The organism is Rickettsia endosymbiont of Villa modesta, from assembly GCF_964026485.1.
Classification (GTDB): Bacteria; Pseudomonadota; Alphaproteobacteria; order Rickettsiales; family Rickettsiaceae; genus Rickettsia; species Rickettsia asembonensis.
In genome coordinates this window covers 225417-241027 of sequence record NZ_OZ032157.1, presented here as the reverse complement: position 1 = coordinate 241027, position 15611 = coordinate 225417, and the positions used below count along the sequence as shown (strand labels likewise).

The window sequence follows — 15611 nt, the reverse complement described above, 5'->3', positions numbered from 1 at the left end:
TATCGTGTTAATTACTAAAAAACTCATTCACTACTAATATATAACTTGTTTTTAAGTCTAAATCATAATCAACGGTATTATATATTAACTTTTTTATATCGGTAAATTTTTGTAGTAAATAGGAAGGATGCTTATTTGGCAGTTTATCAAAAATCTTATTTTCTAAATCTAGAAGCTCAATATTGACGTTAGCCGATTTTTTAAGAATTCTATTCAATAATAATAATAAATTATCAATAAAATCTAGCCATAATTCTCGGTCTTTAGTAGTAAAACGATTAATAAAATCTAACGTTTCATTATTTGCTATCGGCTGAATAAATTGAAGATATAATTCATTTATAGAATGAGGTTGAGATGAGTTAACATTAATTTTAAAGCATCTTGATCTAATTGTAGATATAATACTTGCAGCTCTTGAAGTAATTAAAAAAATGTAACTATTCTTTGGTGCATCTTCAAGAATTTTTAAGCATGAATTCGCCGCATTTAAATTCATAAGATCAGCCGCATAAATTACGGCAACTTTATAACCTGAAATTGCAGAAGTTTTACTTAAGAAATCTTGTAATTTTCTTATTTGTTCAATAGAAATATTTTTAGCATTAGATGTAGTTGAAGTTTCCCTAGCGATGAAATGATAATCAGGATTGTTTTCAAGAGGAATGCTATTCTTAAAAAGCTTACTATATATAAAATCTTCTAAATCTTTTAAAGCTTGCTCTATATTTTCGGATTCGATAAGCCAACTATTATATAGCTTATTATGTTTTAAGTTAAACTCTAGGCGTTCAATTATCAATGGTTGCAATACTGTTATGAATTGTACTTAAGAATTGTTCTATATCATTCCGGCTTTTGCAGAGCACTATTGCATGAGCCGGTTTTTCTAGTGTCACCCCGCAAGCTTGTAACGGGGTTTGAAAATTATCAGTACTGTAATAAGTTACTTCTTTTAATTACAAGCTTCTTTCATTTTTCTTCCAGCTCTAAAAGTAGGTTGATTGTAAGCATCTATTTTCATTTTTGCTCCGGTTTTTGGGTTACGGCCCTCACGTGCTTTTCTATGATGTATTTCAAATGAACCGAAACCTGTTATATTAATATTATGGTGGCTCTTTATAGCACTAATCACACTATCAAGAACTAAATTAAGTGCTTTCTCAGCATCAGCTTTTGTTAATGTTTTATGTGAAGCATGTTTATGATTATGACCATGATCGGTCATAAATGTTATAAATTCGGTTTTATTCATTTTTTTTGGTTCTTTTTTGTTATGTGTACTCATAATAAAATCAACTCTCTTTTAATGGGTTAATATGTATTGATATTTTTTTATAAAAAAATATATACAACTGGCAATAATATACATCAATATATTTTTTTATGTGAGTTAATTATAACAAACTACCCACATACTGCAAATGCCAGTTATTTACAAAGTTTAAAACATATATGTTATTATATTAATTTATAGAAAAATGTAGCCATTTTACATCAGTTATACTGTTAAAACTATCTTAATCAAGTAATTAAAGTGAAAATTTATCATTAAAACCCTAATTTAGTGTCAATAGTAAATTACAAAAGCTAATTTTCTACTTTGGAAGTGTTGAGAGATAAGAAATTAAGTAGCGAATTATAGGAAGGATATTTTTTTGGAAGAAATAGTGTTTAAAATTAAGATAATTTTTGTTCAGTATATTCTTTAACTTGAAAAGTTGGAAAATGAATATTTAGATGAGCGAATAATCAATGTTCTTATGGATAATTAATATCTAATACTACCAATTCTTCAGGTAAAAGAAGTATATATACAAAATTAGTAAAAATCAGTGGAGATTTTGTTATTATCTATGCGTTATCCATTATAATATTAGCTAGCCGTTAAAACGGTTAAGCGTTTCAAATTAAAACATATAGCGTTCATAAATTCCGAGAATTGATTTTTGGCAATACCAATATATCTGACACGTTTATTATCTTGTGAGAATACTCTTTCAAAAGGTGCTCTAATTTTTGTATAATATCTATCAAGGTCAAAACTTTTATCTTTCATGTTATTTTTCTTTACAGCACAAAGATGCACTTCTTGCCTAGTTGCTGTATCTTTGGTAGACTTTGTACAATATGCTTTATCTACATATGCAGCACCGGAGCGTGGCATAACGTGTTTAAAACCTTTGCTATCAGTAACATTTGCAGAGGTAGCTGCAACCTTATTAATAATCCCTGATTGGATATCAACGCTAACATGTTTTTTATAACCATACCAAAACTTATTACCTCCTTTACAACCAATTTTAGCTTGTTTATCATTCGCAACTTTGGGCAAAGTCTCATTATTTAGCTTGTCATATTTTTGCTTCCTCAACTCATCACGTTCTGTCCAAAGACTAGCTTTTGAGATCAAATGAGAGGCATCTACAAAGGTAAATACCTCGCTCATATAACCTTGCTTTCGTAGTTGTTCTCTAAAGTTTGCAAATATTTTTGATAGTAAGTTAGTACCTATTTTCTTACGTATTTTACTAAACACACTATAATCTGGAGTCGTCTCTGTAAGAGCAAAATCACAAAACCATTTGCCGGCATTACTATCAGCCAAATAACGTTCTAATTCTCGATCAGATAAGTCTTCCATAAATTGTAGAAGTAAACATTTAAATAACCTCAATGCTCCATAGCCTTTATAATTAGCTTCAGTTTCTATCGCTAATAACTCTCTTTCAACTACTTTGAAATTAAATTAACTTTTAAATTTACGATATTGATGTTCCGGGCTAACTAATTCATCTAAACTGACCATTGTTATTTGATGCTCTGACATTTTTTACTTTCTTATTTTTTTATCACATTATAACCTTTTACTCTTCATAGCTCAACACTCCCACTTTGTAAAAAACTATAAGTTTTTTAATAAAAAACAATATATACTTAATTTATTGATATAATGAAAACAAATCCTATTTTCTTAAACGTCAATAGAAATTTACAATCGGCAATGCCGACTATAAGTATAGAAGTCAACCGTGATAAGGCTTATTTATACGGAATGGATTTGGCAAATATAGGCAAAACGGTACAATATTTACTTGCAGGTCAACAAATCGGGGATTTTAGAATGGGTAATGATTTATATGACGTTATATTGCAATTTAATCAAAAAGATCGAAAAGATATTAGCGATTTTAGTAAAATTTTAATCAGGGCAAAAAATAACAATATGTTACCGCTGGAATCGATAGCCAATATTACAGAAAAAATATCAGTAAAATCATATAGTCATTATAATAATTCAAAATCCGTTACTATTTCTTCTGATCTTGCTCCTGACGGAAAAATTAATGATGCAATTAATGAAATCAATAAAATAGCCGCTAAGTTACTTGACCCTAGTAATACTATAATTGAATATATCGGCGAAATTAAACAAATGAGAGAGGCAGACAGTAATATGCTTATAACATTTGTATTTGCTCTTGTATACTTCTTCAACATGAAGAATTGGTAGTATTAGATATTAATTATCCATAAGAACATTGATTATTCGCTCATCTAAATATTCATTTTCCAACTTTTCAAGTTAAAGAAGTATATTTATCTATTTAGTGCTTGCAGCTCAATTTGAAAGCTTTACTGACCCTTTATTAATATTACTCGCCGTACCTTTCTCAATAACTGGCGGTGTACTTGCTCTCTGGATTGCCGGTAATAGCCTTAATATGTTATAGTAATATCGGACTTATTACTTTAATTGGATTAATTACTAAGAATTCTATTATGATAGTAGAATTTGCTAATCAGCTAAGAGAAAAAGGAGTAAAGGTTCAAGAAGCTATAATAGAATCCTCAAAACTTCGCTTGCGTCCAATTCTTATGACTACCCTTGCTGCTGTAGTCGGAGCTTTACCTCTAGTCTTTGCAGATGGAGCCGGTGCTGCTGCTCGTAATTCTATAGGCTTTGTAATAGTTGGAGGATTAAGCATCGGTACTATATTTACAATTTTTGTTATACCTGTAATATATCAAACTTTTAAGAAGGATTAATAAATTATAGAATTATAAAATTTAGTAGACATATAGTTCAAAATGAGAAATGATTATTTTACGTTTAACTACAAGGAGCTTAAATATGTTAATAAATACTTCTAATAATCCGCTTATTACTACTATACATTTATTATCTTCTATAGGTGCTATAAATTGGGGCTTAGTCGGATTATTTAATTTTAATTTAGTCACACTTTTATTTGGCTCATTTCCAATTATTGTTACAATACTTTATATAATTATAGGCTTTTGTGGTGTATATTCTTTCCTTTGTTTAGGTAAGCTATTTTGTAAACCCGGAATAGAAAAGGCGAAGTAAAGCTATATACCTCCGTAGTCGGTGTCATACCGCGGCTTGACCGCGGTATCTAAAAATACTAAAATATTTAGTATTTTTAACTAGACCCCGTGATCAAGCCACGGGGTGACAATAAGGCTAATATACTTCTTCAACATGAAGAGTTGTTAAAATGATTAGGCACAATGGTTTGAAAATTGTCATTTACCAATGAAGAAATTTTATTTTTATATTTTTCAATATTTTCAAAAAATATTCGTATAGAATCAGTAAATGTCTCAAAATTCGCATAAAATTTATTGTTACTTACAACAGAATGCATAAATTTCCACAGTCGTTCAATTGGATTCAAATTAGGACTATATGCTGGCAAAAATAGTAACCCTATTTTACTGTATTGTAGATATTCTTTTACCTTTTTTGACCTATGATATCCAGCATTATCGCATATCAAATAAATCTTACTTTTATCTTGATTATTTGCTTCTAATTCCTTTAAAAATTCAATAATATAATCACCATTAACCTTAGGATTGTCAGTTGTTACTACCTCTAAATCCTTAAGATTAATAGCACCAATAATATGTTTACGCTTCCAACCACTGAAACTTGGTAATGTTTTAACTACATTCTTTCTAATCCAACCAAATCTTGCTCGAGTTTGGTATTGAGGATGAACACTATCCATAAAATAAATAGACCCATCTTTAGCTAAATTATTTTTTAGCAAACTATATTGCAGCTTAAATTCCTCTTGCTTAGCTAAATCTATTTTTCCAGGAATTAACTTAGGTTTCTGATAACTAAAACCAAGTCTGTGTAACAGCTTGATTACCCCAGCTAATGTATAGATTACTCCATATTGACGTTCTATGAACAAACCTATATCTCTAGCATACACATAATTATTATTTTCTAGATGAACTATTAACTCTGCTTCCTCCTGTCTAGTAAGGTTACTATCACTACCGCCATTTCCAGGCTTAAGCTTCTGAGCATTATGATAATCTATTAAATGTTTTCTTATCCCTTCATCACTCAGTAATAACACTTTCGATATCTCATCAACACTATAGCTATCATCATACATGAAAACAGCTTTGATTCTATCACAAATCCTCTTATCCCTTTCGCTTCTATGGTAAAGCTTTAATTCTTCTTTTTCTACTGATGTTAATTTTCTATAAATCCATTCTTACTTAATAACACTTGCTGACTTCTTTGACAATTTTTCATTTACTAGAGGTATACACCTAACAGCTTCACTTGTGCTATAGCAGCTATTGCTGCTGTTTCAGCACGTAATATATTACTTCCTAAACTTACAGATTTTGTATTCTTATATGAGGCAAGAAGTTCCAGTTCATCATTAGTAAAGCCTCCCTCCGGTCCTATAATAATAGTTATATCACTATTACTAAGTGATGATAAAATTCGTAATATAGAATTTTCTTCTTTTGCATGTTCATTAGCATATAACATCAAATTATTATTCTCTTTAAGGTAATCTTGTATTGTGATAGCTCTTTCAATTATCGGGGGAGTAAGACGTTCTGATTGCTCTGTTGCTTCAATAACACATTTCGTTAAACGTTCGATATTTATCGTTCTAAATTGACACCGCCTAGTAATTAACGGAATAATTTTAGTTATACCGAATTGCGTAGCCATATTTATTGCAAGCATTAATTTATCTTGCTTTATTATAGCAGCAGCAAGAGTTAACGCAGATTCTGTATACGGCTTTTTTAACTGTTCTTTAAGTATAACCGATAGGTTATGCTTACCTATATCGGTAATTTGTGCTAAAAATTCTCCATCCGTACCGTTAAAGATACGCAAGCTATCATTTACTTTAAGACGTAGCACCGTTTTAACATAATGAACATGATCACCTGCTAATTCTATCTTGCTATTTTCAGCTAAATGACTATTAATATAGATACGGTTATACTTCATGCTTTAATATTGTGGATGATAAAAAAAATAATAGACATCTTTCCAAACCAGCTTATAGAGAGGAATTTAAAGGAGACACTTCAGCTCGCACCGCAGCGTATACCTCTAGTAAATGAAAAATTGTCAAAGAAGTCAGCAAGTGTTATTAAGTAAGAATGGATTTATAGAAAATTAACATCAGTAGAAAAAGAAGAATTAAAGCTTTACCATAGAAGCGAAAGGGATAAGAGGATTTGTGATAGAATCAAAGCTGTTTTCATGTATGATGATAGCTATAGTATTGATGAGATATCGAAAGTGTTATTACTGAGTGATGGGGAGGGATAAGAAAACATTTAATAGATTATCATAATGCTCAGAAGCTTAAGCCTGGAAATGGCGGTAGTGATAGTAAACTTACTAGACAGGAGGAAGCAGAGTTAATAGTTCATCTAGAAAATAATAATTATGTGTATGCTAGAGATATAGGTTTGTTCATAGAACGTCAATATGGAGTAATCTATACATTAGCTGGGGTAATCAAGCTGTTACACAGACTTGGTTTTAGTTATCAGAAACCTAAGTTAATGCCTGGAAAAATAGATTTAGCTAAGCAAGAGGAATTTAAGCTGCAATATAGTTTGCTAAAAAATAATTTAGCTAAAGATGAGTCTATTTATTTTATGGATAGTGTTCATCCTCAATACCAAACTCGAGCAAAATTTGGTTGGATTAGAAAGAATGTAGTTAAAACATTACCAAGTTTCAGTGGTTGGAAGCGTAAACATATTATTGGTGCTATTAATCTTAAGGATTTAGAGGTAGTAACAACTGACAATCCTAAGGTTAATGGTGATTATATTATTGAATTTTTAAAGAAATTAGAAGCAAATAATCAAGATAAAAGTAAGATTTATTTGATATGCGATAATGCTGGATATCATAGGTCAAAAAAGGTAAAAGAATATCTACAATACAGTAAAATAGAGTTACTATTTTTGCCAGCATATAGTCCTAATTTGAATCCAATTGAACGACTGTGGAAATTTATGCATTCTGTTGTAAGTAACAATAAATTTTATGCGAATTTTGAGACATTTACTGATTCTATACGAATATTTTTTGAAAATATTGAAAAATATAAAAATAAAATTTCTTCATTGGTAAATGACAATTTTCAAACCATTGTGCCTAATCATTTTAACAACTCTTCATGTTGAAGAAGTATATACACTAGTACGTGAGGATACGAGTACCGGTTCGACGTCTAAATTACCTCTAGAAGCGAAGTCTGCAAAGATGTCTAATAATATATCAAAAGAAGAAAATATACAGCTAAATTCACAAAGCTTCAGACAGGATGAATTTAAGAGTAAGTCTACGGGGCGTACTTACGTCCGTGAGTACAGACTTAACTCAAAAAATTCGCCTGTATCAAGCTTTGTGAATGACGCTGCACTAAAAGAAAAAGAAATCGGCGGCGTTAAAGGCTTAGAACCGACAAGATACGGTGATTGGCAGCATAAAGGTAAAGTAACTGACTTCTGATGGCTTTTTTCCAGCAAACAAAAATTTTACCCTATAAACCGCAAGAATTGTTTGATTTGGTCTGGGACGTAAAATCTTATCCTAAATTCTTGCCCTGGTGTTCTGCTTCTAGAGTTATTTCAGAAGATAAATATGAGATCATTGCTGAGTTAGTAATTCAGTTAAAAGGCTTTTCAGAAAAATATAACTCCCGAGTTACAAGCGAAATAACAGATGATGGAATATATTTGATTAATACGGTAGCTATTTCAGGACCTTTTGAATATTTAAAAAGTACTTGGCAATTTGTTCCATGCACGGCAGGAACTGAATTAAAATTTTTTATTGATTTTAAAATGAAGTCCTTAATACTGGATAAATTAATTGGTACTTATTTTACCAAAGCAACCGAAAAAATGATTATAGCTTTTGAAAAGAGAGCTAAAGAGGTTATTAAATAAAAAAGAGTAAGATTATAGATCTATAATCTTACTCTTTAGAAAATTTTGTATTTAGTTACTAGGCAATATCAGATATATATCCTTCATCTCCCTCATCTCCTAAGATTTGAGTTTGATCATCATTAAGATTATTATAATCAAAGCTATAAAACTGCTCTTCTTGCTCTTCGCTAGTACTAGAAGTGTGGTGGTTAAATAATGCTTCATAAGCTTCATTTATTTTAGCATATTTTTGTATTTCTTTTGAAAGTTCTACTTCTTTATTTTGCATAGCTTTCTCTGTACCATGCCATAGCTTACTTGTCAAATTTGGCTTGTATTCTGCTAATTGCTTATTTTTGTAACTTTCTCTCTTTTCAACAGTTCCTAAACTTAAAGCTTTTTCAATATCGTCACTTGAATAGCCATTTTGTATTAGCTGCTGAATAATACAACCATGTAAAGAAAGAATACTAGTATCTAGAACTAATTTATTTGTATATTGTCCTTTCACGCTAGGTATTTCCTGATATAACGCACGATCTGTTGATTCTACTATTTCATAACCACCATTATGTTTGTAACCAACGCCGTCTTCCGTTAAACTTAAGGTTGGCACACGAGTTATTGCATTAGATATTATCTTACCGTTTGTTCCTTCAATATATTTACCGGTAAATTTATCTACACCGTTTTTATCTATAGCAGTACCGTATACAAAACTTCCTAACCCCGAAGTAGCTAAATACTCTTCAACTTTAGTTGCTTCATGAGCTTTAGTAAAAAGCTTTATTTGTTCATTACTATCCATAATGCCTTTTGCCCCATAACTAGTACCAAAAACAGCCCCTGTTATTAAAGGTATTTTGCTTAGCCAACTACTAGATGAAAAAAAACTACTTATTCCTGCAAGAAAACTGCCTGATGCTAGTTTTGTATAAAAACTATAATCTGCTTTTGCTTTTTCTATTAAAGATAAGTAAGTAATAGGTTTATTACTTCCGAATAAATTACGTACTAATAATGTAAACATAGTTTATCTCCTTGTTTAAGTTACCATGTTTCATGGTTTTTTAAATATAACGCAAATGCACTATATAACAAAGGTAATCAAATGTCAACCTTTATTTAATAATAAGTTAATTAATGTTAATGCTTGACATTTTTTAGAAAAAACCATATTTTATGGTAATAGCGATAAAAAAGAGGTAGATATGTCTACATACAAAAATTCTAAACATATTAGCACTAAAAAACTTGCTTATATAGGATTAGACCTCGCATATAAAACTGATGATTTAAATGTTTATAATCTAGAAGCATCAAAGATCAATGAACAATTAACAGATAGTGGCTGGGAAATACTGACTGCTTCATGTGATTATGTCAGCACTGCTAAATATGGTTATAAAGCCGTCGCATTTATAAATAAAGAAACTAAAGAAGTTCATATTGCTAGTGCCGGCACAAAATTCAATATATATGATTTATTAGACGACTTACTTATCGCTCTTCACTATTTACCTACTAAACTAACTCCGCTTCAGGATTTTGTTAATGAAGTAATTAACAAATTAGGCGGCTTAAGTAAAGCCACGGAATATAGTTTTAATACTAGTGGTCATTCACTTGGAGCGATAACTGCAGATTTAACTTCAGTAGAAATACATTCTCGCAACTTACATTTTAATAAATCTACAACTTTTGACAGCCCTGGCTCAAAACCGATAATTGAAAGAGGCATAGAAAAAAATTTATTTACCGGAAAAGTAACAACTCCAATAGAAGAATTAGCTACCCATTCCAAGATATATAATGCAAAACATAATCTTATTAATATTACTAATAAGCATTTGGGAAAAACAACAATGGTCCTTCCTGGTAAAAAAACAGGACTATCACAATCAGAAGAATGGGCATCATATTTATATAATTTTGCCAAACAAAAAGTTACAAAATACTTAGGAATTAATGGAATAGTCGAAGGCTTTGAGGAAATAATAGCCGGAATCAGTAAACATGGACTTGTTAATTTTTCTGATTTAAAACAAAATATTACTTTAACCGTAGATGATTGGGAAGCAGGAACACAAGAATATGCTAAAAATACTCTAAATTTAAAAAATAATTTATATAATCAAATAGTTGAAACTGAAACCGGAGCTAATTTAGTTGGGATGTATAATAATTTTCAAAGCTGCAGTCAAGAATACGCTCAGGAAGTTAAAACAACAGGAGATATAAGTGGTTATCATCTATGTCCTCTAGTATGTTAAAGGCGGAAACCACCTTTCGCCTTTCATATTGATTAGACTTCTTGCATAACGTGGCTAATAACGCGAATTTAGGATAAGGAAGAAGAGAAGCATGGAATAAGAATAAAGTATTTACAAGTTAAGAGTGTTGGGTTACTGAAGTTTTTCAACAAAAAAACAAGAACCCAACAATGAAAAAATGTATCACAACTTTATTTTAGATACTAGACAATTTTTGTGAAATATATGAAGAATGGGAGAAGCAAAAATTAATACCAACAGATAGAAAACGCCGGAGAGAAGGGAATTTAAGCCTTTCAGAGCTTTTAACTATCGTATTATATTTTTATATATCGCCGTGCAAAGATTTTAAGAATTATTATTTATATCACTTATCATATAAATATAGAGGTTATTTTAAATTACCAAGTTATAGTCGAATAATACAATTATGGTCAAGATTAATTCTACCGCTTGGTTATAATGTTGCAACTATTTAGAGGAGAGGAAACAGGAATTTATTGCATAGATTCAACTAAATTATCGATATGTTATACAAAACGTACAAATAGCAATAAAGTATTTAGTGGTATACTTCTTTTACCTGAAGAATTGGTAGTATTAGATATTAATTATCCATAAGAACATTGATTATTCGCTCATCTAAATATTCATTTTCCAACTTTTCAAGTTAAAGAAGTATATAGCTAAAATAGGGATGAGTAGTTATGGATGGTTTATGGGGTTTAAGTTGCATATAGTAATTAACAATAAGGGAGCGATTATGGCGATCAAAATTACCAAAGCAAATAATAGTGATTTATCGGTAGCAGACGATATAACTGATGGATTACAAGGTAAACTCTTTGGTGATAAGGGATATATTTCTAAGGAATTATTTACTAAATTATTAGGTCGTGGATTACGCTTATTTACAGGAATTAGAAAAGATATGAAGAATCATTTATTGGAAATGGAAGATAAAATACAGCTTAGAAAAAGGTCGTTGGTTGAGTCAGTATTTAATGTCCTAAAAAATAATATGAATCTTGAACACTCAAGGCATCGATCACCTACTAATTTTTTAGTTCATATTCTAGCTTGTGTTAATGCTTTTAATATTACTAAAACTAATATTTTAAACTCTTTTTTCGATAATCTTAAACTCTTCTTATCCTAAACTGGCGTTATTAGTGTATCAGGTTCTACCTGTTATCACAAAATAGGACTATAATTTTATTTAGAAAATGGTGCCAATGTGGGGATTTGAACCCCAGACCTACGCATTACGAATGCGCCGCTCTACCAGCTGAGCTACATCGGCAAGGCTGAGATATGTCATTCCTGCGAAAGCAGGAATCTAAGTAAGCATACAAGAAACTATGTAATTTTTATCCAATTATTAAGGTTGTTCTACTGGATTCCTGCTTTCGCAGGAATGACATAGAACTATGCGATAATGTTTACAATCAGCATCTTTATAAATGCGTTGAAAATCTTAAATGGAAATGCTGCGTATCGTCATATTTCTTCTTCTTAACCGGGAAACCCCAATCCATTCTGATCGGTGCAAAACGTGTTACCCAAATAAAGCCGAAACCAACGGAAGCTCTAAGCGATTTATCGTTATAAAAACCGTTTGGAGTTTGATATTGTTTCTTATTTAGACCTACTCCCCATACGCTTCCTAAATCCATAAAGACTGCACCGGTTAAATTAAATTCCTCAGGTACAGGTGTTGGGAAATTAAGCTCTGTTGAGAATGTGTAATATCGCTCACCGCCAAGTCTTTCATTAGTGACCTTTTCGCGAGGTCCTACACCACCGCTTGCAAAGCCTCTTAAACTATAATCACCTAAATTAAAGCGATCGGAAATTCTAATAATTTTTCCTCCAAGCCCTGCAATATCACCACCGGAAGCAGATAATTTTAAAGTAAGCTTGTTATGTATGAAAGATTTATAATATTTACCGTCAACTTCATGTTTTATATATTTGTTATCACCTCCAACGCCGGCAAATTCTTGGGTGCCGCTTACTAAATAACCGTTCTTTGGAACAATTTTATTATTGGTTTGATCATAAGTAATAGTATGTCCTATAGCAGAAGTAATAAATCTTCCCATCTGCTCATTTAAGAATATTGAGCTTGATGGACTCAGTGCACTTAAAATATCACGTTTAATTAAACAATCTATTTCGTGACCTAAATCCTCTTTAATTTCATAGCCAAGAGAAGTTTTAACCCCTATAGAGTGTAACTTATAGCTTTGATCGGTTGTATTTAATACACTAGCACCGCGTCCTGTATAGTTTCTAAAAGCATTTACGCCAAGCGATAAATCACGATCTAAAAAGTGTGGTTCGGTAATACCGCCGTAATAGCTTGTACTGTTTTTACTTACTTGTACACCGGCATTAAGTAGTTTACCGGTACCGACTAAATTACGCTCTAAGAAAGAGAAACGCCCGAATAAACCGCCAGCAGTATTATATCCTAAATCAAAACCTATAGAGGAAGTAGATTTTTCATCAACTTCAACGTTAACATCATATTTATATTTAGCTTTAGTCGGAGCTAAGCTAATTGCTACTTTCTCAAAATAATCTAAATTTCTAAGGTTACGCTCACCTTTTTCAATATATGAACGGTTAATTATGTCCCCTTCTTCTGTTTTAAATTCTCTTCTTATAACATGGTCTTCAGTTTTAAGGTTATTAATAATATTAACTTTATTAATATAAACCTTATCAGCTTTCTCAATAATAAATTTAATATCTGCAGCATGATTAGCACTTTTCATTATATCCGGATAAACATTTACTGCAGGGTAACCGTTTGCTGTAAAATATTCTCCGATTTTTTCAGCTATATCATCAACCTTTTTCATATTGAAAACCTTGCCTTGCTTAATATTAACAATTTTATTAAGCGGTGTTATATCTATATTAGTTAATTTATTGTCTATTGTAATATTACCGAAGCTATATTTTTCTCCCTCTTCAATGGAATAGGTAAGGGCGAAATATTCTTTAGTATTATTGAGTTCTGCCGATGCCGAAATTACTCTAAAATCTGCAAAACCTACAGATTGATAAAACTCTCTCAGTAATTCTTTATCATATTCCACTCTATCAGGATCGTAAGTATCGTTACTTTCTAAAAAACGAAACCAACGAGATTCTTTAGTTAAAACAATAGATTTAAGTTCTGAATCACTGTAATTTTCATTACCGCTAAAATAAATATATTTAATACCGGTTTTTGGTCCTTCTGCTATATCAAAAATAACCTTAACTCTGTTATTTTCTAAATTTTCGATTTTAGGCGTTACCGTGGTAGCAAAACGTCCGCTACGTTTATAAATTTCTAATATTTTCTTTACATCTAATTCAATTTTAGCTTGGCTAAGAGATTCGCCAGACATTGTATAAATTTCTTTAGCGAGCATATTAGTTTTGATTTTAGAATTACCGCTAAATACTACGCTACTTATAAAAGGCGTTTCAGTAACGTTAACTATTAAATTACCCTCATTTGTTATATGCATAATTATATTTCTAAAAAGTGAGGTGGCATATAAATTTTTTATTGCTTCATCTTCTTTAGAATTATTATAGGTTTCTCCTACCTTAAGCTTTAAATAGCTCTCAATAGTAGAACGCTCAACCCTATGGTTACCTTCGATAGTTATTTTACGAATTACAGAGTCAGCTAATGAAATATGATAATAAAAAATCGTTAATAATAAAATTGTTAACTTACTAATTGATCTGATTTTCACCTAAAACCTTCTTTAAGATTTAATTTAAATTTCTAATGTTTAAATACGATGTCATCCGGTGGTTTGACCACGGTATCCAAAAAAACAATACTAATAATCTTGGTATTTCTAACTGGATCCCGTGGTCAAACCACCGGATGACAGGTGCATTTAAACGTAATTAATGTACTCCACTATAGTAGATAATATAAACGAGAGCAAGCAAATCTATAATTTAGGAAAATAAATTTTGTATATCGTTAGAAACAGAGATTATAATAAGAAAAATTATTATTGCCGCTCCTAATTGTAATAAAATATTTTTAGTTTTAGGATTCGGTAATCTACCGGTAATTGCTTCATAGAGTATAAATATCAAATGTCCGCCGTCAAGTACCGGTATAGGTAGTAAATTAAGTAATCCTAAATTAACGGAAAGCATTGCTATAAATAATAGATACATTTGGGTTCCACCAGCTATAGATTTTCCTGACTCTTTAGCAATAGCTACCGGTCCTCCTATCTCATCGAATGAACGTTTTCCTACAATCATTTGCGATATTGCTTTTAGAGTTAAAGCAGACATATCTATAGTAGTATTAATAGCTTCCCAAAATCCTCCTAAAATTCCTATTTTAGTATGAATAGGTTCATTTTTAGCTATAATACCGATGCGAAGAGTTTTCTTAATTTTCTTTTCTTCGGGAGGCGATATAATGATTTCTTGAGGCATTATATTAACGATAAATTCCTCATTTTTTCTTTCTATAGTTAAAGTAGAAGAGCTAAAGCCGTTGATTAATATCTCTCTCTGTACGTCCCCAAAATCTTTAACAGATTTATCGTTAACCTTAACAATTTTATCTCCTTCTCTTAAGTCTGCTCTCTCTGCCGGTGATGAAGCTACTACATCACCTATTATAGGAGGAATCTCTGTTTTTCCAAAGTAACAATAAAAACCTGCAAATATTATTACGGCAAGTAAATAATTAATTAACGGACCTGCCGCAACTATTAAAAAACGTTCTAAACAAGATTTAGCATAAAAAGCTACTTTTTCGTTAACTTCTTTAGTCTTATCCATAAGGCTGCGATCATAACCGTAAATCTTGACATAACCGCCAAGCGGTATAAGACAAATCTTCCATCTAACTCCTCTTGTATCGGTAATGCCTATTAGTTCTTTACCAAAACCTATCGAGAATTCTTCAACTTTTACATTAAAATATCTAGCAATACAATAATGCCCAAATTCATGGATAAATACCAGGATACTTATTGTTATAATAAATCCGATTATAGACAACATAAAAATTTTATAAGTTTACTAATAAAT

General features: G+C 30.9%; 14 protein-coding genes, 1 tRNA gene and 3 pseudogenes. 9 read left to right on the top strand and 9 right to left on the bottom strand.

The genetic code is table 11. The annotated features are described in order from the left end of the window. Positions 1-7: 7 nt before the first annotated feature. From AC5584_RS01300 to AC5584_RS01290, 3 genes are all read right to left on the bottom strand, one after another. Positions 8-802 (bottom strand): DNA polymerase III delta subunit-related protein, encoded by a 795-nt coding sequence (locus tag AC5584_RS01300; RefSeq protein ID WP_499216590.1) that lies wholly within the window; start codon positions 800-802, stop codon positions 8-10. A gap of 153 nt (positions 803-955) precedes the next feature. Then, entirely contained in the window at positions 956-1288 is a 333-nt protein-coding gene (locus tag AC5584_RS01295; protein ID WP_499216589.1) for an HU family DNA-binding protein, read from the bottom strand. Between the two features lie 588 nt (positions 1289-1876). Beyond that, positions 1877-2713: a transposase gene (locus tag AC5584_RS01290; protein WP_499217080.1), complete on the bottom strand. Its 837-nt coding sequence runs from the start codon at positions 2711-2713 to the stop codon at positions 1877-1879. A gap of 228 nt (positions 2714-2941) precedes the next feature. On the opposite strand from AC5584_RS01290, the pseudogene AC5584_RS01285 reads away from it, so the two are divergent. Together AC5584_RS01285 and AC5584_RS01280 are read left to right on the top strand one after the other, a co-directional pair. Further along, positions 2942-4050 (top strand): annotated as a pseudogene (locus tag AC5584_RS01285) (efflux RND transporter permease subunit); the annotation flags it as partial. A gap of 85 nt (positions 4051-4135) precedes the next feature. Further along, the gene (locus AC5584_RS01280; RefSeq protein ID WP_040257031.1) at positions 4136-4372 is read left to right on the top strand and encodes a DUF378 domain-containing protein; all 237 of its coding nucleotides are present in this window, start codon (positions 4136-4138) and stop codon (positions 4370-4372) included. A 130-nt stretch (positions 4373-4502) separates the two neighbouring features. Here the strand turns inward: AC5584_RS01280 and AC5584_RS01275 are convergent, their stop codons facing one another. Both AC5584_RS01275 and AC5584_RS01270 read right to left on the bottom strand, forming a co-directional pair. Beyond that, positions 4503-5456, bottom strand: a complete 954-nt coding sequence (locus tag AC5584_RS01275; RefSeq protein ID WP_499217079.1) for an IS630 family transposase — start codon at positions 5454-5456, stop codon at positions 4503-4505. Between the two features lie 134 nt (positions 5457-5590). Continuing rightward, positions 5591-6310 carry a 16S rRNA (uracil(1498)-N(3))-methyltransferase gene (locus tag AC5584_RS01270; RefSeq protein ID WP_499216588.1) on the bottom strand — a complete coding sequence of 240 codons (720 nt, stop codon included), beginning with the start codon at positions 6308-6310 and terminating at the stop codon, positions 5591-5593. 11 nt (positions 6311-6321) lie between these two features. Here AC5584_RS01270 and AC5584_RS01265 point away from each other — a divergent pair. From AC5584_RS01265 to AC5584_RS01250, 4 genes and pseudogenes are all read left to right on the top strand, one after another. Further along, a pseudogene (locus tag AC5584_RS01265) lies at positions 6322-6417 on the top strand (palindromic element RPE1 domain-containing protein); the annotation flags it as partial. Positions 6418-6633: 216 nt separating this feature from the next. Further along, complete coding sequence (locus AC5584_RS01260; protein ID WP_499217078.1) at positions 6634-7509, top strand: IS630 family transposase; 876 nt, start codon at positions 6634-6636, stop codon at positions 7507-7509. Positions 7510-7588: 79 nt separating this feature from the next. Further along, entirely contained in the window at positions 7589-7837 is a 249-nt protein-coding gene (locus AC5584_RS01255; RefSeq protein ID WP_499217077.1) for a DUF1674 domain-containing protein, read from the top strand. Next, positions 7837-8277: a type II toxin-antitoxin system RatA family toxin gene (locus AC5584_RS01250; protein ID WP_499162212.1), complete on the top strand. Its 441-nt coding sequence runs from the start codon at positions 7837-7839 to the stop codon at positions 8275-8277. The genes AC5584_RS01255 and AC5584_RS01250 overlap by 1 nt, the downstream gene beginning before the upstream one ends. 58 nt (positions 8278-8335) lie before the next feature. Here AC5584_RS01250 and AC5584_RS01245 read toward each other — a convergent pair whose 3' ends face one another. Then, positions 8336-9289, bottom strand: a complete 954-nt coding sequence (locus tag AC5584_RS01245; RefSeq protein ID WP_499216587.1) for a hypothetical protein — start codon at positions 9287-9289, stop codon at positions 8336-8338. Between the two features lie 181 nt (positions 9290-9470). Between AC5584_RS01245 and rlip the strand changes: the two genes are divergently transcribed. Both rlip and AC5584_RS01235 read left to right on the top strand, forming a co-directional pair. After that, positions 9471-10532 (top strand): secreted effector lipase Rlip, encoded by a 1062-nt coding sequence (rlip, locus tag AC5584_RS01240; protein WP_499162211.1) that lies wholly within the window; start codon positions 9471-9473, stop codon positions 10530-10532. Positions 10533-10732: 200 nt separating this feature from the next. After that, positions 10733-11691: pseudogene (locus AC5584_RS01235) on the top strand (IS982 family transposase). A gap of 68 nt (positions 11692-11759) precedes the next feature. Here the strand turns inward: AC5584_RS01235 and AC5584_RS01230 are convergent. After that, a tRNA-Thr gene (locus AC5584_RS01230) sits at positions 11760-11835 on the bottom strand. Between the two features lie 154 nt (positions 11836-11989). Continuing rightward, on the bottom strand, positions 11990-14296 hold the full coding sequence (gene bamA / locus AC5584_RS01225) for an outer membrane protein assembly factor BamA (RefSeq protein WP_499216586.1): 2307 nt from the start codon (positions 14294-14296) through the stop codon (positions 11990-11992). A 35-nt stretch (positions 14297-14331) separates the two neighbouring features. Here bamA and AC5584_RS01220 point away from each other — a divergent pair, with 35 nt between their 5' ends. Next, positions 14332-14460: a hypothetical protein gene (locus tag AC5584_RS01220; RefSeq protein ID WP_499216585.1), complete on the top strand. Its 129-nt coding sequence runs from the start codon at positions 14332-14334 to the stop codon at positions 14458-14460. 50 nt (positions 14461-14510) lie between these two features. On the opposite strand, the gene rseP is transcribed toward AC5584_RS01220, so the two are convergent. Then, positions 14511-15584, bottom strand: a complete 1074-nt coding sequence (rseP, locus tag AC5584_RS01215; protein ID WP_499162208.1) for an RIP metalloprotease RseP — start codon at positions 15582-15584, stop codon at positions 14511-14513. Between the last annotated feature and the right edge of the window lie 27 nt (positions 15585-15611).